Origin of the sequence: Rhizobium sp. YTUHZ045 (genome assembly GCF_051124255.1) — a bacterium.
Classification (GTDB): Bacteria; Pseudomonadota; Alphaproteobacteria; order Rhizobiales; family Rhizobiaceae; genus Rhizobium.
Genome location: NZ_CP101432.1, coordinates 3,307,501 through 3,329,695, shown reverse-complemented (window position 1 = coordinate 3,329,695; position 22,195 = coordinate 3,307,501). Strand labels below are relative to the sequence as shown.

The window sequence follows — 22,195 nt, the reverse complement described above, 5'->3', positions numbered from 1 at the left end:
TAGGGCAATGCTGCATTATTTTGGGTGGCAGGGGCATGATGCACGTGTTAGCCGAGACCGCAGTCGCCACCATAGGGCCGACGCTATCGTCAGGACAGTTGCGTCGCCTGTACAAGCAGAAGAGCGAGAGCGGCCGAAAGACCGCTACGCGCAACGGCCTCTGGATAGCGGTGGCTGCTTACCTTGCATACTCTTTCACTGACTACCTTTTTATTGGCGATGTCGTCCGGTACACGATCGCCGGCCGATTGGCGGTTGGCGTCGGTGCGATATGCATGCTGGAGCTCTTGCTCTACCGCAAAGCAAAGGCCGATACGGTCGATATGGCGGCGGCGACGTCCGTGCTAGCGGCTTATTTAGTCTGGCTTCTGACGGCACAGATGACCACGGTCAGAGACGCCTTCTCATATTATATGGTTTTTGGCTCGATCTTCATGATGAGCGTCAACTTGTTCTTCAGTTTCCGGTTTCCGCTAGCTCTTGCGGCCTCCGTAACGAACATGCTCATCTTCATCGGCGCGCTCTGTTTATTCGCGCCGATGCTGCTTCTTCATAAGCTGATCCTGGGTGCGTTCTGCATATCCTGCTTCATTTTTACCTCTTACGTGAACCTTCAGCTCAACAGAGAGCGCTATAAAGTTTTCCTGAATGCTCTTGAAGCGAGTTTGCAGCAAGCCGCCGCCGAGGAAAGGGGCAAGGCGCTTTTGCACCTCTCCAACACCGACTCGCTGACCGGCCTGGAAAATCGCCGGGCGATCGACCAGCGGCTGCGTGATTATTGGCAACGATGGCAGGACCATAGGGCGCCCTTTGCCGTGCTGCTCATCGATGTCGATTATTTCAAACATTACAACGACTGCTATGGCCATCAAGAAGGCGACCGATGCCTTGTCGCTGTCTCGCAGCTTCTCCAAAGTGTGGCCTCGTCCTGGGACTCCATCATCGGACGATACGGGGGTGAGGAATTCATCCTCATCACACCAACGCTGAATTCGGAAAGAGCGACGGAACTCGCAGAAGCGATTTGTGCTGCCGTCCGAGCGTTGGCTTGGCCACATGAGCATAGGCGAGACGGGACCACGGTCATCACCGTGAGTATCGGCGTGTCCTATACGCGGGATGAGACCAAACAGGTCGACAAGGTCATCCATGAAGCTGATCGCGCGCTTTATGCCGCCAAGGCATCGGGTCGCAACACCCTCGTGGTCTTCGATCCCGAAGACCCGCAGAGGAGCGATGACAGCGAGGATATAGCAGCGACCTTGAAAATCGCGATTGAACACGGCCTTGTCTCACTCGTCTATCAGCCGATCCGCAACATTCAGACAGGCAAGACGGACGGCGTTGAAGCTTTGATGCGTTTGAGGATGTTGGACGGGACGCAGGTGTCACCTGCTATGTTTATTCCTGTTGCGGAAAGGACAGGTTCGATCGTTGAACTCGGCCGGTGGGCAATTCGCACCGTTTGCCGAGACCTGTTGGCGACCGGCTTGGTGCAAGTTGCCAGCGTCAACGTTTCGCCGATTGAGCTCAAGATGCCAGGTTTCGCCAGCTATGTCGCAGCGACGCTCGCAGAATTCGGGGTGACGGGCGCTCGGCTTGCTTTCGAAATTACCGAAGGCGTTGAGCTGGAAATCGACCAGACCGTGGTTCGTTGCATCAGCGACCTGAGAAGGTTGGGCGCTCAAGTCTGGCTGGACGACTTCGGCACAGGCTTCGCCGGGCTCTCGTGGCTGCGCCTGATCGAATTCGACACCGTCAAGATCGATCGATCCTTCCTCCATGATTGCAATACGGAAAAAGGCAAGAGGATGTTGCTTGACATCATCAGCCTGCTGCGCAATCGCGGCGTGAGGATACTCATTGAAGGCGTTGAGACCATCGAACATCAGCGGCTGATGCAGCAGTACGGAATCAACCAGATCCAAGGATATTACATTGGACGGCCCGCGCCGGCAGCTCAGCTTGAATCTGATAATGTGCTGCCTTTCGGCCTGGTCAGGACTCATTGATTCCAAACGTCCATTCCGGAATGGGCAATAAGTTATGTTGGTCACGGCGGCAGGCGCCCGTAGGCGGATTGTACAGCACTCCCGCTCGCTTTTGATCCGTGCGTCCCTGCCTAGAAAATCTCCAGCACCGGATCTTCCAGCACTTTCCCCGTCACCACATCCGCAACCCCCCGGTCCGTCTGATGCGGGCCGGCATTGCAGGCGAGTGTCGCGCCGAAGCAGGCCTTGAAGACGCGGTAAGGTGGCTTCCAATCGACGATCTTGCCCATGGCCTTACGGATGTCGGCAAAGGCTGAGGCGGTGTCCTTCAGTGAGGCGTCGGTGACGAGGCCGGAGAGCGGCAGCGGCAGGATCGCTTCGATTTGGCCGTCCTTGGCGACCGCCATGCCGCCCCCGGCTGTTATGACAGCGTTGGCGGCGAGCGCCATGTCGGCTGCATTGCCGCCGAAGACGGTGAGGTTGTGGCTATCATGCGAGACGGTGGTGCAGAAGGCGCCGCGCCATTCGCCCCAGCCGCTGAGGAAACCGTTGCGCGGGGTGCCACCGGCCCTTCCGTGGCGATGGGCGACGGCGATCATGGCGCTGCCGACAGGTGGCACGACGAAGCCGTCCCGGATATACGTTTCCGCCTCTCCCCATTGAGTGAAGCGTGGGCGGTCGATAGTGGCGACGCGGGCGCGCTTGCCTTTCGCGGGGATGCGGAAATCGTTGTCGGTCAGCAGCGGCAGCTTCACGGACTTGATCAGCGGCGCCGTATCGAGCGGCTGAACGGTCGCCTCCATGCTGCCGTTGCGGGCGACGACGCGGCCATCTGATATGACGAGGCGTGCTCGGAATTCCGTGAGATCCTCGAAGAGAACGAGGTCGGCGCGGCGGCCGGAGGCGACAAGGCCGAGATCGGAACGCTTCAGCCGCTCAGCGGCGTTGAAGGTCGCGGCGCGCAGTGCCCATTCCGGTTTCATGCCATAGCGCACCAGGCGGCGGGCGACATCATCGAGGCCGCCGCTTTGGTAGAGTTCATCGGGAAAGACGTCGTCGGTGCAGAGCGTAATGGTTGGCGGCAGATGGCCGAGGCCGTTCAGCACCTCGACGAATTCCTGCAAGAGATGATCGTGAGAGCCACGCAGTTCGATCGTCAGACCGGCGGAAAGTTTAGCGCTAAGATCGGCGCCGGAGGTGAGTTCGTGGTCCGACGTGACGCCCGCTGCCATGAAGGCGTTGAGGTCCGCGCCGGTGAGGCCGCGGGCATGGCCACAGACGAGCTTGCCGGAAGCAAGGCCTGAGTTGACGATGGCGCTCATGCGCGGATCGCCGTTGATGACGCCGCGCATGTTCATGACTTCGGCAACGCCGCCGACGGCAGGAGAACGCAGCATCTCGGTGACGACGGCGGCATCGAAATCGGCGCCGGCGAGTTCCAGGCCCGGCGCAGACGGCACGCAGGAGGGGGCGAGCAGGATCATGCGCAGCGGCAGAGCACGTGCCGCCTCGATCGCCCAGCGCACGCCGTCGAGGCCGTGGACGTTGCCGAATTCATGCGGATCCCACACGACCGTGGTGACACCGCGCGGCAGCACGGCGCTTGCATATTCGGCGGGTGTCACCATCGAGCTTTCGACGTGCATGTGCGTATCGATCAGGCCCGGCGTCAGGATGCCGTCAGTCGCATCGATGATTTCGACCGCGTCGATTCGGCTCGCCCGGGCATGGACGCTGGCGATGAGCGCGCCGACGAGGCCGACATCAGCCTCCCGGATCAGGCCCGTCACCGTATCGAGCAGGCGGCCGCCGGTGATGAGCATATCGAACGGGGCGTCGCCGCGGGCGGCGGCAACGGCGCGGGCGCGCAAGGCTGGATCGTTGAGATCGAAAGGTTCCTGACGAGCAATGGCGTTCATCTGCGGGCCTCATTGATCAGGGCGGCGAGAATGATGGTACGCGCCTTCTCCACGTCGATATCGGCGGCGAATTGGGCGTTGAAGGTCGCATGCGTGGCGCGAGTCTCGACGACGGTGCGGCCACGGGTGAGGGCGCCCTGCAGTTCGACGTCGATGCGCGCGGGGCGGAAGCTGACGATATCGGGGGCGACGAAGGCCACGGCGGCGGAGGGATCGTAAATCGCCATGCCGGGACGGCCGCGGCTGGTGCCGATGCTTATATAGCCGGCGAACATGTCGCCGATCAGTTCGGCATTTGCGCCGCCGGCACTGAGTACCGGCTCGACATCCTCGGGCCTTGCCAGCACTTTGCGGCAGAGGTCGAGATCGACCATGCGCAGCGGCAGGCCATGGGCGATAACGATCGCCAGCGCCTCGGGATCGGCGAGCGCGTTGAACTCGGAGGAGGCCGTATGGTTGCCGGATGTGACGCCGCCGCCCATCCAGACGAGTTCGGTGATACATGCGGCAAGATCGGGGCGTGCGAGCGCCACGGCGGCGATATTGGTCAGGGGACCGAGAGCCAGGATGCGGTGTGGTCCGTTGCCCTCGAGCCAGCGGCAGAGCGCGGAGAAGGCGTCGCTCTCGGCCAGGGCGGCGGCTTTCGGTAGGCTCTTGCCGGATGTCGGAATGCCGGTTTCGCGGAGGATCGCCTGGGCGGTTTCGAGTTTGCCGAGAACGGGTGCAGCACGCCCGGTATGGACGGGGAACGTCCAGTCGAAGGCGCCGGCGGCGCCCGCTGCATTCATCCTCACCTGCGGCAGCGGCGTGTTGCCGAAGACCAGCGAGACGCCGTCGATCTGATATTTCGACTGCGCCACCACCAGAATGGCGGCGATGTCGTCGAAGCCCATGTCGGTATCGATCCACACACCCATGATGTCACCCGAAGCGCTTGAGGTTGGCCGCGCCGGCGACCGGCAGATCGAAGGCGAGCGCACTGCCGATCTCGTGCGGCGGCAGGCTCGCGTCGATTTCAGCCTTGATAGGCCCAAGCGGCGTATGGAGGAGGTATTCGCGTGTGTTGCCGGCGAAAGACGTGCCGTGCACTTTGCCTTGGAACGGACCGGAGCCGAGGGTCACCGTACGCGGGCGCCAAGCCAGGCCGGCCGCAGCTTGGGGCGGCGGATCGGAGAGTGCTGCGGGGCCGTGCGGCGTCACAAGCTTTCCGTCTTTCAGAGCGAAGACATTTTCGAAGCCCACGAAATCGGCGACGAAGGCGGAGGCGGGATTGTTATAGATCTCCTCCGGCGTGCCGATCTGTTCGATGCCGCCGTCCAGCATGACGACGATGCGGTCGGCGAGCGCCAAGGCCTCGACCTGGTCGTGAGTGACGAAGATCATGGTGACGCCGGTCTCCTTCTGCACGCGCTGCAATTCAGCGCGCATTTCGAGGCGAAGGCGGGCGTCGAGATTGGAGAGCGGCTCGTCGAGCAGCAGGACCTTCGGCTCCATCACCATGGATCGCGCCAGTGCGACACGCTGCTGCTGGCCGCCGGAGAGTTCGGCGGGCTTGCGGCCGGCGAAAGTGGTGAGGCCGACGGATTTCAGGCCGGCGCCGACGCGGGCATCGAGATCCGCGCCCGAAATGCCCTTGAGGCGCAGGCCGAAGGCGACGTTCTCGTAGACCGTCAGATGCGGGAACAGCGCGTATGACTGGAAGACGAGGCCGACGGCGCGCTTGTTGGCGGAGACGCCGGTTATATCGGCGCCGTCGAGGCCGATGCGACCGGATGCGGGCTTCAGCAGGCCGGCAATGGCGCGCATCGTTGTCGTTTTGCCACAGCCGGAGGGGCCGAGAAGGGCGACGAGCTCGCCCTTGGCGATCGCAAGGTCGAGATCCCTCACGGCGACCGTGTCACCATAGCGAAGCGTCAGCTTGTCGAGTTGGAGATAGGCATCAAACATAACGCGAGAATCCCAGGAAGCGTTCGGCGAGGAAGACGATGCCGATCGAGAGGAAAGCGAGAAGGGCGGAGAGCGCCGCGATGGAAGGATCGTAGGTGGTTTCCATATAGCCCAGCATATCGATCGGCAGGGTTCGGACACCCGGGCCGGAAAGGAAGAGCGAGACCGGCACCTGATTGAAACTGGTGACGAAGCCGAGGATGAAGGCGGCCAGGATGCCGCCGCGGATATTCGGCATGACCACGCGGAAAAAGGCACCGAGCCTGGAGGAGCCGAGCAGGACGGCCGCCTCCTCGATATCCGAGCGCAGATTATCGAGGCTCGCCGACACGACGCGCACGGCATAGGGCAGTACGAGGGCCGCATGGGCAAAGAAGAGCGCAAGCGTGATGTTGAAGCCGAAGGGCACGACGAGATAACGCAGCAATGCCAGGCCGACGATGATGCCGGGGACGATGATCGGCAGCGAGACGATGGTGCGGACGGTCTCTGCTGCGGGCAGCGGGTAACGCGACAGGGCATAGGCGGCGGGGATGCCGAGGATGAGGGCTGCCAGTGTTCCGAAAACGGCAAGGAACATCGACATGGCGAAGCTGTCGCGAAAGTTTTCAATAGTGAAGACCTTCATCACCCAGCGTAGCGAGAGGCCCTGCGGCGGGAAAGCCAGCGTCTCACCAGCCGAGAGCGAGGCGGCGATGATGATCAGAAACGGGCCGATCAGGAAAACAAGCAGCAGGAAGAGGACGACAGGCGAAAAGAGACGGATGCTCATCTGCGTCTCCTCGCCGTCGCAAGGCGTTTCAGCAGGATGTTGGCGGCAAAGCTCATGACGATCAGAATGAAGGCGATGACGCTTGCCGAGACGAAATCATTGGCGACCGACACCTGCTGATACATCAGTGTTTCGAGCATCAGCACCTTGGAACCGCCGAGGATGGCGGGGGTGATGTAGGCGGTGAGCGAGCCGGTGAAGACGAGCGTGCCGCCGATGACGAGGCCCTCGCGCGTGAGCGGCAGGACGACCTTCCAAAAGACCTGGAACCAGTTGGCGCCGAGCACGCGGGCGGCCGGGATCGCATCCCTCGGCATGTTTTCCAGCGCACTGATCAACGACAGGATCATCAGCGGCAGGAAGAGCTGCAGGAGGCCGATGAAGACGGCGGTCTCGGTGAAGAGCAGGCGCAGCGGTTCGGCGCTGAAACCGAGGCCCGTGATCGCCTGGTTGACGATGCCGGTGCGGCCGAGAATGACGATCCAGGCATAGGTGCGCGCCACTGGCGAGATCATCAGCGGCAGGGTGACCAAGCCGATCATGCGGCCTTTGCCGTTCGCCGGCAGGTTGACGATTGCAAAGGCTGCGGCGTAGCCGATGACGGCCGAGACAGCGGTGACCTCGAGGGCAAGCCGGAAGGAGCGCAGGAAAACGGTCCGGTTCAGCGTCTCGGAAAAGAAGCCTGTGTAGGCCGATATCGTCCAGGCATCGCCGGCGCGAAAACCCTCCGACAGCAGGATTGCGACGGGCAGCAGGAATACCACCGTCGCAAAGACGGCTGCCGGCAGGGCAAGCGCCAGGGCTTCCGCGCGGTTCTGGAACATGAGGCGCCTTTCCAGGAGAGGAGATGCCCCGGCGAGCGGCCGGGGCGGGTTCATGCGGGCTCTACTGGCCGACCTTCTCGTTCCAGGTCTTCAGCCAGCCGGCGCGGTTGTCGAGGGCGATGGCAGAAGGGATCAGTTTGAGGCTCTTGGCCGTTTCCTCGCCATAGGTGAGGTTGCCAGCGGCAGCGTCCGAAAGCTTGACCTCGCTATTCGCTGGGCTGTCGATCAGCTTTTCGGCGAGCTTGGTTTGGGTCTCGGTCGAGAGCCAGAAATCCATGAACTGCATGGCGAGATCCTGGTTTTTCGAACCTTTGGTCAGCACGAGAACATTCATGCCGCCGGTCTGTCCCTCTTTCGGCGTTGCCCAGGCAATGGGGAGGTCGAGCTTGGTGAAGCCGGCCCAGGAGAAACGGCCGATGGGGGCTGCCCAGATTTCCTCCTGCTGCATCAGTTGCACGAGCTGCGAGGATTTTTCATAGAAGGTGACGATGTCGTCCTTCTTGTCGCCCAGCGCTGCGATCGGGCCTTGCAGATCGGGCGTATCCTTGCCGAGCGCCAGGCCCAGCATGTAGAGCGCCGGCGGGCCCTGATTGGTGGTGACGTTCGGGAAGGCGACATGGCCAACATATTCCGGCTTCAGGAGGTCGGCCCAGGACTCGATCTTCATCTTGTCGGAACGATAAGCGATCGACGTGGCATAGAAAGTGTAGCCAACGCTCATGCCGTCGCCGTTCGGGTCCTTGGCGACGTCGTAGAGCTTGGCGAAATTGGCAAGCTTCGCGATATCGATCTTGTCGATCAGTCCGGTGCGTGATGCGGCAAGCGCATCGGCCATCGAAACGGCGGCGAGATCGACCACGGGGTTGGCCTTGTTCGCCTCCATTTTTGCCAGCCGCTCGACGCTGTTGCCGGTCTCGACCACCAGCTTGCAGCCGCATTGGGCTTCGAACGGATCATAGACCAGGGTCTTGAAGTCGTCCTGCGCGAAGGCATAGACGGAAATGGTCAGCGTCCGTTCAGCTGCGGAGGCGGCAAACGGCCAAAGTGCGGCGAGTGCCGCCGACGCCATGAGAGCTTTTTTCATCTTACATGTTCTCCATCTCTGAGGTTCTTGGTGCCGGGCTCGCAGGCCCGGATGATTGACGGACAATCAGCTGCATTGCCACGCGTTCGATTTCCGCGATCACGAGAACGCCTTCCCGGGTGCGGCTTTTTCTGATGGTATCGGCCAGCGCCGACACGGCAATCCCCGCAATTCTATCCATGTCCATTCTGACCGTCGTCAGCGACGGTGTGACAACAGGCGACCAGATGAGGTCGTCGAAGCCGGTGACGCTCACATCGCCGGGAACGCTGATGCCGGCTTGCTGCAGCTCGGTCAGCGCGCGTAATGCCTGCAGATCGGAGAGAGCCGCGAAAGCGGTAAAACCCTCCCGCACCTTTTCGGCAAGGCCGAGCGGACAGCCGCTGCCGCCATCCTGCTCTACCTTCCCGATCCACAGCGTTTCGGCATCGATGCCCGCGTGCATTCCGGCGCGAATTCCATCGGCGCGATCGTTCTGAACGCTGGACTCCTGGTTGTTGCCGATGATGAGGATGCGTTGGTGGCCGAGGGCCGCGAGATGGAGAGCGATTTCGCGGCCGCCCTGCCAATGGTCGGCGGAAACGGTGTTGCCTGGCGTCGAGGGGGTATCGATGAGAGCGACTGGGCAGGCGGCGGACAAAATGCGGGTGGCGCGGCGGGGAATAATGACCATGCCGTCGACGCCGCGTTCGACGAGACGATTGATCGCCTCCGTCTGAGTGGCAGCATCGCCGCGGGAGTCGGCGATTAGAACACCGTAACCAGCGGTGGAGGCGGCAAATTCGATCGCCTGTGCGATCTTCGGGAACAGAGGATTGGCGATGTCCGGCAACACCAGGCCGAGAACGCCGCTGCGGCCGGTTCTGAGCGCGCGGCCGGCCTGGCTCGGGACATAACCCAGTTCGGCGGCATGTTCGCGGATCCGTTCGACCAGTTGGCCGGAGACCCGGCCTTTGCCGGAAAGCGCATTGGAGACCGTGGCAATAGAGACGCCGAGCGAGGTCGCTATCCTGCTGAGGTTCGGTCCGGAGCGCGATGCAGCCATGATCTGATGCATTCTGATTAATCGTTTAATCAGTGCTATAGCAGCCGTCTCCGCTTGTCCAATCCAAATTCGTCTGGTGCCCGATTATTCCGGGATATTGTCGGGCATGAAAAAACCCCGCGAGGTGATCGCGGGGTTTCGCATTTTTCAGAAAGGCGAATGCCCGATCAGCTCTTGGCTTTTGCCGGCACCGGCGTCACCGCTGCTGTGGTCTTGCCGCCGGGCGCGTAGCCGCCGCCGACCGCAATGTTCAGCGAGACGTAGTCCTTGGCCATCTGCTGGACGGCCTGGGCAAGGCTTGCCTGGGCAAGCGAGACCTGGCGCTGTGCATCGAGAACGTCGAGCAGCGAGGAGGCGCCGTCCTTGTAGGACGCGGTCGACAGTTCGAGCGTTTCCTGCGTGGTCTTTACCTGAGCCTGTAGGGCTGCGACCGTGCGGGCGTCACGGCGGACAGCGGCGAGTGCGTTCTCGACCTGTTCGACCGCGGTCAGCACCGTCGACTTCCAGTTGAGGTAGGCGGTCGCGGCAGTGGACTGCGCCGACTTGACGTTGGCGCGCAGACGGCCACCATCGAAGATCGGCAGGTTGAGGGTCGGGCCGAAGGACCAGGGGGTCAGGTCGCCATGGATGCCGCGCTGGTTGATGTAGGACGGCGAGATCGAGCCGCTGAGCGAAATGCTCGGATAGAGCTGCGCCTCGGCAACACCGATATTGGCCGTTGCGGCGGCGAGATCACGCTCGGCGACGCGAATGTCGGGACGGTTGCGGATCAGGTCCGCCGGGATGCCCGAATTGATGCCGCCACGGAAGACCGGCTGACCGCGACCCTTCAGCAGCTCGTCGACGAGGGCCGAGGCCGGCAGGCCAAGCAGCGTGGCGATGTGATGGGCGGATATACGGATGTTGGTTTCGAGGCCGGGAATTTCGGCGAGCGTCGACTGTACGAGGCCTTCGGCCTGAACGACGTCGAGACGCGAGGCGGCGCCGGCTTCAAGCTGGAACTTGGTCAGCTCGTAGGTTTCCTGACGGGACTTCAGGTTGGCTCTCGAAAGCGCCAGGCGTTGCTGATAGTAGCGAACATCGATGTAGCTGGAGACAAGATCCTGCACGAGAGTCAGCTTGGCGACGTCGGCGGATGCGTATGCCGAATCGAGCGAAGCGAGCGCACTTTCGGTGCTGCGCTTGTAGAGGCCGAAGAGATCGAGCAGCCAGGTCAGCTGGACTTCGCCGGCACTGGTGTTGCGTGTGTCGAACTGCGAGCGCAGCTCGCCCTTCTGACCGCTGACCGTGTGCGAAGCGCCGACATTCAGGTTCGGCAGGGCGCCTGCGCCGGCGGTGGTGACGTTTGCAGAGGCCGCATTAATGCGTTCGATTGCCTGCTGGACCGTTAGATTCTGCTCGAGCCCGGCCTGGACATAACCATTCAATTTGGGATCGTTGAAGGCCGTCCACCAGGCTGCGGTAGCAACGTCACCGACACTTTTCGTGCCGCCTTCTCCGAATTTGGCGGGCAACGGCATTTCAGGAGGAGCATGATCCGGGCCAACAACGCAGCCCGACAGTAATAACAATAATGCCGGTGTGGCAAAACGAAGAGATACCATTCATTTCATCCTGTACTCGAGCAAGTCAATTCTTGTCCGAAGCTTCATGCTTCACTATCGCAGCCGCGCCTCGTCCTACCACAAACACACACACCGAAGCAGTCGGGCGCAATGTAGCAATCGGAACAGCATTATCACAGTGCATTTATATCACACTCCTGCCGCATTTTTGTCGCGTGTGGCAAAGATGCGTCGAATGACGACGTAGAAGGACGGCACGAAGAAAATTCCGAGCATCGTTGCCGACAGCATGCCGCCGAGAACGCCGAGGCCGATAGCGTTCTGCGCCGCAGAGCCCGCGCCCGTAGCGATCGCCAGAGGCACGACGCCGAGGATAAAGGCAAGCGATGTCATAATGATCGGCCGCAGGCGCAGCCGCGCCGCCTCCAGTGTCGCCTCGAAAAGGCCCATGCCGCTTTCCATGCGATCCTTGGCGAATTCGACGATCAGGATCGCGTTCTTCGCCGCCAGGCCGATCGTGGTGAGCAATCCGACCTTGAAATAAACATCGTTAGTCTGGCCGAAGAGTGTTGCCGCCGCCAGGGCGCCGAGAACGCCGACCGGCACTGCCATGATCACCGAGAAAGGGATCGACCAGCTTTCGTAAAGTGCTGCCAAGCAGAGGAAGACGACGAGTACCGAGATCGCATAGAGCATCGGCGCCTGTGAGCCGGAAAGGCGCTCCTGATAGGAAATGCCCTGCCAGGCCACCGTGTAACCGCCGCCGAGTTGCTCGGTCAGCTCTTCCATTTCGTTCATGGCATCGCCGGAGGACACGCCGGGCGCGGCGGCACCATCGAGCGGAATCGCGCTGACGGCGTTGAAGCGGGCAAGCGAAGGTGCGCCCTTCACCCATTCGGTTTTGGTAAAGGCGGAGAAGGGCACCATCTCGCCGGCCGTGTTGCGGGCATACCAGTGATTAAGATCGTCCGGCTGCATGCGGAACGGCGCGTCGCCCTGGACATAGACCGGCTTGATCTCGCCGTTCAGCGTGAAGTCGTTGACATCGCGGCCGGTGAAGATGATCGACAGCATCGAATTGACCGAGGCGATGTCGACGCCCATGGCGCCGATCTTTTCCTGATCGAGCACGATGCGCATCTGCGGCTCGACTTCCTTGTTGCTGCTGCGCAGCGCCACGATCCTACCCGAGCTGTTGCCCATCTGGATCAGCCGCTTGGAAGCAGCCGTCAGAGCGTCGTTGCCGTGGCCGCCGGTATCGACAAGATACATGGAAAAGCCGCTCGACACGCCGAGGCCCTGAATCGCCGGCGGCAGGAGCGCGAAGACCTGCGCCTCGCGCATCGCAAAGAAGCTGCGCAGCGCCCGGTTGACAACCGACTGGGCGCTCAGATTTGGATCAGTGCGCAGCGAAAAATCCTTGAGCTTGGTGAAAACGATGGCGCTGTTTTGGCCGGAGCCGTTGAAGCCAAAGCCGAGTGCGCCGAAGACGGATTCGACGGCATCCTTCTCATTCTCGCGATAATAGTTTTCCACCTTCTCGACGACGGCCTGAGTCTGCTGCGTCGTCGAGCCCGGCGGCGTGGTGACGATAGTCAGCAGCACGCCCTGATCTTCCTGCGGCAGGAAAGAACTCGGCAGCCGGGTGAAGAGGTAGGCGCAGCCGGCGCCGACTAGAAGGAAGACCAGCATGACGCGGATCGGGCGCTTCAAGAGATAGCCGATAGTCCTGACATAGCCGTTGGTCGAGCGCGTGAAGTTGCGGTTGAACCAATCGCCGACGCGGTGCTTCCGGTGTTCGCTGACCGGCTTCAGCATCGTGGCGCAGAGCGCCGGTGTCAGCACGATGGCGACGAGCGCCGACAGCAGCATGGCCGAGACGATGGTGATGGAAAACTGGCGATAGATGATGCCGGTCGAGCCGCCGAAGAAGGCCATCGGAATGAAGACGGCGGTCAGCACGAGCGCAATGCCGACGATGGCGCCGGTGATCTCGCCCATCGATTTCTCCGTCGCTTCGAGCGGCGAAAGCTTCTCTTCGGACATGATGCGTTCGACGTTTTCGACGACGACGATCGCATCGTCGACCAAAAGCCCGATGGCCAAAACCATGGCGAACATCGTCAAAGTATTGATCGAATAGCCGGTGGCCGCCAGCACCCCGAAGGTGCCCAGCAATACCACGGGAACGGCGATAGTCGGGATCAGCGTTGCGCGAAGATTCTGCAGGAAGACGAGCAGCACCACGAAGACGAGCACGATTGCCTCGATCAGCGTATGCACGACCTTCTCGATCGACAGTTCCACGAAGGGCGTCGTGTCGTAGGGATAGGTAATCTTCACGCCTTCCGGCAGAGTGCGGCCGATGACATCGAGTGCGGATCGAACGCGTGCGGCCGTATCGATGGCGTTGGCGCCGATCGCGAGGTTGACGGCAAAACCGCTCGAAGGCAGGCCGTTGTAACGCGAACTGCCGCCGTAGCTCTCCTGACCGATCTCGATGCGCGAGACATCGCTCAGGCGCACGGTCGCGCCGTCCTTTTCGACCTTCAGGATGATGTGCTCGAAGTCGGCGACGGTGGTGAGCTGGCTTTGCGCAGTGATGGTGACGTTGAGCTGCTGACCTGACATCGCCGGCTGGGCGCCGAGCGAACCGACGGAAACCTGAGTGTTCTGCGCCTGGATCGCCGCCGTGACGTCGCTCGGCGTCAGCTGATATTTCACTAGCTTGAAGGGATCGAGCCAGATGCGCATGGCGTATCCGGAACCGAAGACGTTGATACTGCCGACGCCTTCCAAGCGCTGGATCTGATCCTCGATGGAGGTCGACATGATGTTGCCGAGATCGACCGAATTGCGCTTGCCGTCAGTTGAAACGAGTGAGCCGACGAGGAGGATGCTCGAGGTCGAGCGCGTCACGCTGATGCCGGCATCGATAACATCGCCCGGAAGCTGCGACTGAACCAGCTGCAGCTTGTTCTGCACCTGCACTTGGGCGATGTCGGGATCGATGCTGGTTCCGAAAGTGAGCTGGATGCTGGCCGATCCGGTCGACGAAGTCGAAGTCATATAGGTGAGATCGTCGAGGCCGGTCATGCCGTCTTCGATGATCGTCGTTACCGATTTTTCGACGGTCTCGGCGCTGGCGCCGCGATAAGTGGCGTTGATGCGAACCGTCGTCGGGGCGATGTCGGGATATTGCGAAATCGACAGGGTGAAGATCGCCAGAAGGCCGGCGAGCATGATGGTGATCGCAATGACCCAGGCGAAAATCGGACGTCGGATGAAAAACTTGGCCATCGATTGTTCCTGTGCGGCTGAGACGGTGACGATGCGGGCTCGGAGCGATTACTTCGCTGCGGGCTTCTCAGCGTCACCGGCCGCAGACTGCTCGGCAGCCACGACCACGCCATTGTCGTTGATCTTCATCGGAACCGGCTTCACCGGCATGCCTGCCGTGACCGACTGGAGGCCGGTGACGATCAGCTGATCGCCGTCTTTTATGCCTTCGGTCACCAGCCAGGAATTGTTGGAGGGCGAGCTGTTCTCAAAGGCGCGGGTTTCGACCTTGCCGTCGGCGGAAACGAATTGCGCCGTCAGCCGGCCGTTGGCGTCGCGGCTCGTTGCCAGCTGCGGCAGCGCATAACCGGTTTCGGCGCCGAGCTCGACCGTGGCGCGGACATACATGCCGGGCAGCACGATACGATCGGGATTGGGGAAAAGCACACGAATGATGAAGGTGCCTGTGGTCTCGCTGACCACCTGCTTCGACATGTCGAGCTTGCCCTGCTGATTATATTCCTTGCCGTCTTCGAGGATCAGGTGGAAGGCGACATTCTCCGCGCCCTTGATATCGCCGGCGGCCATCGCATCGCGCAGCCTCAGTAGATTGGTGCTCGACTCGGTGAGCGAGATGTAGATCGGATCGAGCTGCCGGATCGTCGTCAGCGCCGTCGTCTGGTTGGCCGAGACGACATTGCCGATATTGTAGGCGGTCTGGTCGATGACGCCGTCGAAGGGTGCGACGATCTTCGTATGGTCGAGGTCGATCTGCGCCGCGGTAAGGGCAGCCTTTGCCGACTCGACCTCCGCCTTCGCCTGGAGAAGCGTCGTTCTGGCCGTTTCATATTCGATCTGGGTGGCGCCGCTGCCGACGAGGCGCTGGTAGCGTTCGAGATTGCTTTCAGCGCTCGGCACGCTCGCCTCGGCTTTGGAGATGGCGGCCTTGGCCTGCTCGACGGCGGCGATATAGGGCGCATCCTCGATCTGATAAAGAAGGTCGCCCTTCTTGATCTCTCCGCCTTCCTTAAAGGCGATTTCGCGGATGATGCCGCTCACCTGCGGCCGGATATCGGCCGTCTGGAAGGCTTCGGCGCGGCCAGGAAGAATTGTCGTGATTGGGAAACTCGCCTTCGCCAGGGCGATCACCCCGACGGGGGTTGCCTGCTGCGCGGCCGCGCCGGCATTGCCCGCGGGCTTGCCGGCGTTGTCGCTGCAGGCGCCAAGCAATGCGCCGGCCATCAGGGCCGAGGAGATGAGAACGGCACGCCGAATCATTCTAATTCCTTCATGCGGTGGCAATCGCCGTCGATCTACGGGCTCGGCCGGGCCGAGGCATGCTTATTTAAGCGTCCGGATGAACTTGGCCTCAAATGCCATAATCCCAGATCTAACAAAATCTTTACGAAGTGACGTAATTCAGCAACCGTCACTTAGCAAGCGCTATTTTGCAGTGCGGCATCGACAAAGCCGACGATTTCCTCGGCACGATGCACCAGTGTCTCAGTGTCGTCGCGAACGATGAGGACAGGGTGCAACACGCAGGCCAGCACATCGGCGACGGTCTGTGCGGCACGCTGAGGGTCGCGGCAGTGATAACGTCCTTCCATCATGCCTTTGCGGATGATCTCGCCGAGTTTCTCCTCGATACGGGCGCGATAGCGATTGCCGGCTTCGAGTTTGGCTTCGATGGTCGAGAGCACCATTTCGAAGATGTAAGGGTTCTTCTGGATATCCTGCAGATGACCCTCCAGCAGGCGCAGGACGAAGCGGAGCAGTTGCTCTTTCGCCGACATGTTCTGGTCGAGGGGGACAAAACGCTCGGCGGCATTGTCGAGATGGCGCCCGGCGATGGCATCGACCAGCGCCACCTTGGAACGGAAATGCTTGAAGACATTGGCGGGCGACATGCGCAGCGCAGCTGATATATCGGCGATCGACACTGCGGCGAAGCCACGTTCGCGAAACAGCATCTCCGCCATCGAGAGGATGTCCTGTCGCGTTTCCTCGGCCTTGCGTCTCGGCCTTCTTGCCATCCGTCCCCCGCCGGGCCGCGCCCGGTACTCCTTTTTTGCCGATGCTAGCGCTATTCAGCGAAAACTGCCAAGCCGATGCAAGGCCCGGCGGCTTTCGCATGTCGCCTTTTCAAGGGAAATAGGGGGCGAGGTTGCTGCGGACACGGGCAAGCGGCGTCTCACCGCTATTGTCGGGAACAAAGCGCTCGCCGGTTATCGCCTCGTAGGCTCTGATATAGACGGCCGAGGTCTGCTCGATCAGTCCGGCGGGGATTTCTGGAATCTCGTCCTTATAAGGATCGCAGCGCTCCGCCACCCACGCACGGACGAAATCCTTGTCGAAACTATCCGGGCGCTTGCCAGCGGCAAAACTTGCCGGATAGGTTTCAGCAAGCCAGTAGCGGCTGCTGTCCGGCGTGTGGATCTCGTCGGCGAGGATAATATTGCCGTCGCCATCGGTGCCGAATTCATATTTGGTATCAACGAGGATCAGGCCTTGCCTCGCGGCCATTTCCTGGCCGCGGGCAAAGAGCGCGAGTGCATATTTCGACAAGGTTTCCCACTGCTGGCTGGTCAGAAGGCCTCGCGTGACGATTTCAGCAGGCGTCAGCGGCTCGTCATGGCCTCCGTCGAATTCCTTGCTCGTCGGCGTGATGACGGGTTCCGGCAGAATCTGATTGTCGCGCATGCCGTCCGGCAGACGCATGCCGTACATTTCCCGCTCACCCTTCTTATAGAGGGTCAGGATCGAGGTGCCGGTGGTGCCGGCGAGATAACCGCGCACGACGATTTCAACCGGCAGGATGTCGAGCCGCCTGCCGATGACCACATTCGGATCGGGATAGTCGAGCACGTGGTTCGGGCAAATGTCCCTCGTCGCCTCGAACCAGTAACGCGCCGTCTGCGTCAGCACCTGACCCTTATACGGAATACAGGTGAGAATGCGGTCGAAAGCGCTCAGCCGATCTGTGCTGATGATGATGCGGCGTCCGTCGGGAAGGTCGTAATTCTCGCGCACCTTGCCGCGATAGTAGTTCGGCAGTTCCGGGAAATGGGCTTCGGAGAGGATTCGCACGGCGCTCGACTGTCCTTGTATTTGGCTGATGGCTTCCTGCTCTAGTTTCATTACCGGCGAAGTCAAGCCAAGCGGAAGTATCGCATCACAGCCAGAACAGAGCCAGAAGAAACAGAGCGAGGCCGTAAGTTGCGACGGCAAGCGGCCAGCCGGCCCGCAGGAAGTCGCTGAAGCGGTAACCGCCGACGCCCATCGCCAGCGTATTGTTGTGATGGCCGAAGGGCGTCAGAAAATCGAGCGAGGCCCCGACGGCAACCGCGATCAGATAGGCGTCGGGTGGGTGCCGCCCGATCCTCGCAAATTCGAGTGCGATCGGGGCGAGCACGATTGCGACCGTCGCGTTGTTGACGAAGGGCGTCAGCGCCATTGCGAGGAAGAGGATGAGGGCGATGCCGGAAAGCGCATGGTTAACCGGCACGATGAGGCTCAGCCAGCCGGCAATCGCTTCGGCCGCTCCGGTGCTGGCCACTGCCTGGCCGATCGGAATCATCGCCGCGAGCATGATGATGATCGGCCAGTTGAGGTCGGCCATCGCCTGGCGGATATTGAGATGATTGAGCAAAGCGAGGACGAGGACGACACCCGCAAAAGCGACCTCGGGATGCAGGCCCGCCGCCGACGCGGCGACGCCGCAGGCAAACAATGCGAAAGGCCGCCAGGAGAGGAGGGGCGGTTCAGCTGAAGCTGTCGGAGCAAGCGGCAGGCACTCGCTTTCCTCCAGCGCTTCGGCAATTGCCGTACGCGGCCCTTCCAGCGTCAATATATCGCCGATCGACAGTTGCAGATCGAGAAAGCGGCCTTCGATGCGCGGTGTGCGCATGGAAAGAGCAGTGACTGCGACGCCCCGATTGTGAAAGACTTCGAGTGAACTGACGCGCGAACCCACCAGCGTGCTTTCGGGCATGACGACGGTTTCGACCCGGGTGAAATTTGGCGGCCGAATATTCAGATGGGCATCTGCCACCAGGGCCTGTGTGGCGGCAAGGCCGGCAAAGATGTCATCGGCGCCTTCGGCAAGCAGCACGTCGCCCGCGCTGATCATCGACTGGTCGAGCGGGCCAAACACGAAGTTGCCGTCACGGATCAGCGCGTGCGGTTTGATGCCGAAGCGGGTCCGACACTCCGAAAGCCGCGTGCCGATCAGCGGCGAAGCATTGGGAATGCGACGTTCGACGACGACGCGACGCGAGCCCTGGGCGAGCGTTGCCGGCACTGTGTCGGGTTCCGGGAACAAGTATCGGATCCGAACGGCGATGAGCAGGATGCCGACGATCGCGACTGGCAGCCCGACATAGCTGAAATCGAAGAAATGAAAACCCGCACCGGACGTCTTGGCAAGCGCATCGCTGACGAGCAGGTTGGCCGGCGTGCCGATCAGCGAGACGAGGCCGCCGAGCAGGGCTGCAAACGAGATGGGCATGACGAGCTGACGGCGGGGGATTGAGAGCGCCACGCCGAGCCGCAGCGCCACCGGCAGGGTGATCGCAAAGGCGCCGATATTGTTCATGAAGATGGAAAGAAAGCCTGCCAGCGAGGAAGCGCCTGATATGACCTTGAAGTTCGACGGTCTTGCGGTTGCGACACGCGCAGCGAGGTTGTCGAAGAGCTTGGCGCGTGCGAGCACCTGGACGATCAGCAGGATTTCGACGACGGTGATAACGACGGGGCTGGCGAAGCCCGCGAAGATCTGATCGACTGGGTAAAGTCCGAGCGCATAGCCGGCGAGCAGGCCGGCAATCGCAGTCACCTCGATGCGTATGCGTTCGAGCGAGAAGAGAACGAGCATCACCAGCAGAAGGATCAGCAGGGATGCTTGCTCAAACGACATGGGCGGATCCGGTGTTTCATCGATGGAGGCATGTCGCTGTACCGCAACCGCTGCAGATTTCCGGGTGACAGGCCTTGGGCGGACTGTAGTCGTTCCTCATCTGCTGTACAGAGGCGTCAGCCGGCAAAATTGAACGATGTCACGTCTTCGGTCGGGCCGAAACCTGCCAGCGGCCCTCGGCATTCCGCTCCAGCACGGGCGTGGCGAAGACACCGCGGACGCGCGCGACCCACTGCGGCCCGGCGGTTGCGAGGCTGTCGCGCCAGCGCTCCGATTGCAGCATGGCCGCGCCTATGACGACGGGTTCGATGCCGCAGGCCGTCAGCAGATCAAGGCCCGAGACGATCGATGCGCCGCTGGAAATGACGTCATCGATCAGGGCGACGCGCCGCCCGGTCAGCAGCGGCAACATGCGCGGATCGATATAGAGGCGCTTGTCCTGTGTCGGCGTCGTGATCGATGACAGAGGAACGGAGAGCTCGTCGCGGTACCAGAACTTGCGCGAGGTGCCGAGCGGGACATAGCGGTCGTGACCGAGCTTCTGGGCAACGGCGGCTGCAAGCGTCAAGCCGAGCGTCGGCAGGCCGGCGACGACGTCGACGCCCATAGGCCCGAGCTTTTCGGCGAGACCGTCGGCCAGCGCGTCGAGGACGGCGAAGCTCGCCTGGTTGACAATCAGCGAAGCGAGGGCGTGATCGCCATCTGCCAACACGCGTATCGGCAGGCGAAGCTGGCGGCCGTCTTCCAGCGTGGCGACATAGAAAGTCGTGAACTCCCGATCGTGGGGAAAGGTGCCGGGCGGGTGAATCTCCTGGCAAAAGTCATGCGGCGCCATCTCCGACAGATCGGTCAACGTCTCGCCCTTTCCATGCCGGCTCTTCGGCGCAACCCCTGCAATTCTCCTTCGGTCAGCGCACGCACGGCGCCTTTTGGGAGTTCGCCGAGTTCGAGCCCGCCGATTGCGACCCGCACAAGGCGCAAACATTCGGCCCCGAGCGCCTCCAGCATACGACGGATCTGACGATTGCGGCCTTCATCGAGCTCGACCTCGATCCATGAGTTTCTGTCGCCCTGGCGCAGGCGTCGTGTGGCGGTGGCCGTCAGCAATTCGCCGTCATGACGGATGCCGGATGTCATAGCGGCAATCTCCTCGTCGTCCATGAGGCGGTCGATCTGGACATGATAGGTCTTGGTCACATGGGTGAGCGGATCGAGCAAGGTCTGGGCGAACTCGGTGTCGTTGGTGAAAAGCAGCAGGCCTTCGCTCGCCTTGTCGAGCCGACCTACAGGAGAGAGGTGCGGGATGTCGAAATTCTTGAGGCAATCATAGACGGTCGGCCTGCCCTCGGGATCATGGCGGGTCGTGACGAGCCCGCGTGGCTTGTTGAGCATCAAATAGATTTTCGCCTCGGCGGCAATGACAAGTCCATCGACACTGATCCTCGCCGTCGACAGATCGACCCATGCAGAGGCATCGCTGACGGTACGGCCGTCGATGGCGACGCGGCTTTCGGCAATCAGCCGTTCGGCCTGCGTACGGGAGCAATAGCCGAGTTTGGAAAGGGCGCGCGGAAGGGTGACCCGCTTGCCTGCAGTGTCGGCGGCAGGCTTCAGCCGCTCGCGTGTCTTATGCGATGGGCGCCGGTCCCTCATCTGCCATCCCTGTCCAGCCTCGATGCCGCTTCTTGGCACGAACGGCCCAACGATGCCAGCGTGACAACGAAAACTAAGGAATGATAGGGTTGCAAAGGACGTCAGCGCTTCGGATAAAGCGCCGTCTGGGCGAAAACCGGTTGGTCGCGCCGCCTCAGCGGCAGGCCATGAAGCCTGCCAGTTCCTTGCGGCTGACGACGATGCCGGCAGCGGCCTTCGCTGGGTCGGGATGAGTATAGGACAGGCTTGGCATTTCCGGCAGCTCGAGCGCCTGACGCATATTCATGATGCCGACCGCGTAACGGCCGTTAACGCCGTCGGCGCTGACTTCAATGATGCAATTGGCCCTCTTATTGTCCATTGGTTGTCCTCCCGTTCGTTTTTTATATTGCCATCCCTTGCATTAAAAATTGGTTTTTCTGAGACATAAGCGTTTACGCACCTCGCCGAAAATGGCTCGGCGGGTGCGTAAAAGAGCCGGCTTCGAGGCGGATTGAGCGCTCAGTGCCACCAATGGCGAGGCTGCGGCTGTGAATTGCCGGATAGCAGGTAGCCAAAGAGGAAACCGACCGCCCCGGCAAGCACCAATGCGGTGGTCGTTGCGGCCGCATGCTCGCGGGCGGCGCCGGCGGCGGCTGCGCCTTCGGCCCGGATTTGGGCGACGGCGTTTTTTGCGCGGGGCAGGGCTTCATCGTAGGCCTTGCCGGCGCGGCCGCGCACTTCGTAATAGGCCTCGGCGCCTTGGGCGGAAATCATCTTCTGCAGACGAGAGACTTCCTGCTGGAGCGCAGCGATGTCCTTGCTGACAGATGCTCTGATGTCATCGGTGTTGGCAGCCATGTCGGTCTCCTTCCTTCAATGGGAAAGACAACACCTCAAACGGTGATAGGTTCCGAAATTGCAGCTGCTGATTTGTGACGGAAATTTAAAGCTCGCTTTCCAGCCTCGATTTAATCCTCGATTAACCATAAATTGGCTCAAAGCGCTGTTTTCACGCGATTTTTCGCCGGTTGCGGGCGGCAATTCGGGGATTTTTTGACCAGCTGATAAAGAAATCTTCGGAAATTTGTCGCGAACACGCCGCCTGTGGATAAAGAACGCGAAGAAAATAGCAACCAAATCAGTCTGTTACAAAAATGTCAAAAAACTTTTGGAATGGCTGTTGACTTAGAAAAGGGGGTGGGATTATAAGCCCACT

18 protein-coding genes are annotated in these 22,195 nt (G+C 61.3%); 1 reads left to right on the top strand and 17 read right to left on the bottom strand.

What is annotated here, in order from left to right; translation table 11 throughout:
• Window positions 1-35 precede the first annotated feature (35 nt).
• Window positions 36-2,012, top strand: a complete 1,977-nt coding sequence (locus NMA58_RS16565; protein WP_430957888.1) for a putative bifunctional diguanylate cyclase/phosphodiesterase — start codon at window positions 36-38, stop codon at window positions 2,010-2,012.
• A 110-nt stretch (window positions 2,013-2,122) separates the two neighbouring features.
• Here the strand turns inward: NMA58_RS16565 and NMA58_RS16560 are convergent, their stop codons facing one another.
• The 17 genes from NMA58_RS16560 to NMA58_RS16480 form a co-directional block, all read right to left on the bottom strand.
• On the bottom strand, window positions 2,123-3,910 hold the full coding sequence (locus NMA58_RS16560) for an adenine deaminase (RefSeq protein ID WP_434711295.1): 1,788 nt from the start codon (window positions 3,908-3,910) through the stop codon (window positions 2,123-2,125).
• A complete protein-coding gene (locus NMA58_RS16555) occupies window positions 3,907-4,827 on the bottom strand; it encodes a nucleoside hydrolase (RefSeq protein WP_434711293.1) in 921 nt (306 codons plus the stop codon). The genes NMA58_RS16560 and NMA58_RS16555 overlap by 4 nt, the downstream gene beginning before the upstream one ends.
• Before the next feature lie 4 nt (window positions 4,828-4,831).
• A complete protein-coding gene (locus NMA58_RS16550) occupies window positions 4,832-5,857 on the bottom strand; it encodes an ABC transporter ATP-binding protein (protein ID WP_430957885.1) in 1,026 nt (341 codons plus the stop codon).
• Window positions 5,850-6,629: an ABC transporter permease gene (locus NMA58_RS16545; RefSeq protein ID WP_434711290.1), complete on the bottom strand. Its 780-nt coding sequence runs from the start codon at window positions 6,627-6,629 to the stop codon at window positions 5,850-5,852. Before NMA58_RS16545 ends, NMA58_RS16550 begins: the two co-directional genes overlap by 8 nt.
• Window positions 6,626-7,453, bottom strand: a complete 828-nt coding sequence (locus NMA58_RS16540; RefSeq protein ID WP_183698947.1) for an ABC transporter permease — start codon at window positions 7,451-7,453, stop codon at window positions 6,626-6,628. The genes NMA58_RS16545 and NMA58_RS16540 overlap by 4 nt, the downstream gene beginning before the upstream one ends.
• A 61-nt stretch (window positions 7,454-7,514) precedes the next feature.
• Window positions 7,515-8,537, bottom strand: a complete 1,023-nt coding sequence (locus NMA58_RS16535) for an ABC transporter substrate-binding protein (RefSeq protein ID WP_430957883.1) — start codon at window positions 8,535-8,537, stop codon at window positions 7,515-7,517.
• A gap of 1 nt (window position 8,538) precedes the next feature.
• Window positions 8,539-9,582, bottom strand: coding sequence for a LacI family DNA-binding transcriptional regulator (locus NMA58_RS16530; protein ID WP_434711287.1), 1,044 nt, complete (start codon window positions 9,580-9,582; stop codon window positions 8,539-8,541).
• A gap of 167 nt (window positions 9,583-9,749) precedes the next feature.
• Window positions 9,750-11,186 carry an efflux transporter outer membrane subunit gene (locus NMA58_RS16525; RefSeq protein ID WP_085779280.1) on the bottom strand — a complete coding sequence of 479 codons (1,437 nt, stop codon included), beginning with the start codon at window positions 11,184-11,186 and terminating at the stop codon, window positions 9,750-9,752.
• A gap of 150 nt (window positions 11,187-11,336) precedes the next feature.
• On the bottom strand, window positions 11,337-14,447 hold the full coding sequence (locus NMA58_RS16520) for an efflux RND transporter permease subunit (RefSeq protein ID WP_434711285.1): 3,111 nt from the start codon (window positions 14,445-14,447) through the stop codon (window positions 11,337-11,339).
• Window positions 14,448-14,495: 48 nt separating this feature from the next.
• The gene (locus NMA58_RS16515) at window positions 14,496-15,704 is read right to left on the bottom strand and encodes an efflux RND transporter periplasmic adaptor subunit (protein WP_434711283.1); all 1,209 of its coding nucleotides are present in this window, start codon (window positions 15,702-15,704) and stop codon (window positions 14,496-14,498) included.
• A 155-nt stretch (window positions 15,705-15,859) separates the two neighbouring features.
• Window positions 15,860-16,462 (bottom strand): TetR family transcriptional regulator, encoded by a 603-nt coding sequence (locus NMA58_RS16510; protein ID WP_434711281.1) that lies wholly within the window; start codon window positions 16,460-16,462, stop codon window positions 15,860-15,862.
• A 109-nt stretch (window positions 16,463-16,571) separates the two neighbouring features.
• On the bottom strand, window positions 16,572-17,516 hold the full coding sequence (locus tag NMA58_RS16505) for a phosphoribosylaminoimidazolesuccinocarboxamide synthase (RefSeq protein WP_430961144.1): 945 nt from the start codon (window positions 17,514-17,516) through the stop codon (window positions 16,572-16,574).
• An 85-nt stretch (window positions 17,517-17,601) separates the two neighbouring features.
• The gene (locus NMA58_RS16500) at window positions 17,602-19,344 is read right to left on the bottom strand and encodes an SLC13 family permease (RefSeq protein WP_434711280.1); all 1,743 of its coding nucleotides are present in this window, start codon (window positions 19,342-19,344) and stop codon (window positions 17,602-17,604) included.
• Window positions 19,345-19,483: 139 nt separating this feature from the next.
• Window positions 19,484-20,179: a phosphoribosyltransferase gene (locus tag NMA58_RS16495; RefSeq protein ID WP_434713444.1), complete on the bottom strand. Its 696-nt coding sequence runs from the start codon at window positions 20,177-20,179 to the stop codon at window positions 19,484-19,486.
• Window positions 20,180-20,193: 14 nt separating this feature from the next.
• Window positions 20,194-20,997, bottom strand: coding sequence for a pseudouridine synthase (locus NMA58_RS16490; protein ID WP_434711279.1), 804 nt, complete (start codon window positions 20,995-20,997; stop codon window positions 20,194-20,196).
• 154 nt (window positions 20,998-21,151) lie between these two features.
• Window positions 21,152-21,358 carry a hypothetical protein gene (locus NMA58_RS16485; protein ID WP_085779273.1) on the bottom strand — a complete coding sequence of 69 codons (207 nt, stop codon included), beginning with the start codon at window positions 21,356-21,358 and terminating at the stop codon, window positions 21,152-21,154.
• A gap of 140 nt (window positions 21,359-21,498) precedes the next feature.
• Complete coding sequence (locus NMA58_RS16480) at window positions 21,499-21,837, bottom strand: hypothetical protein (protein ID WP_085779272.1); 339 nt, start codon at window positions 21,835-21,837, stop codon at window positions 21,499-21,501.
• Window positions 21,838-22,195 lie beyond the last annotated feature (358 nt).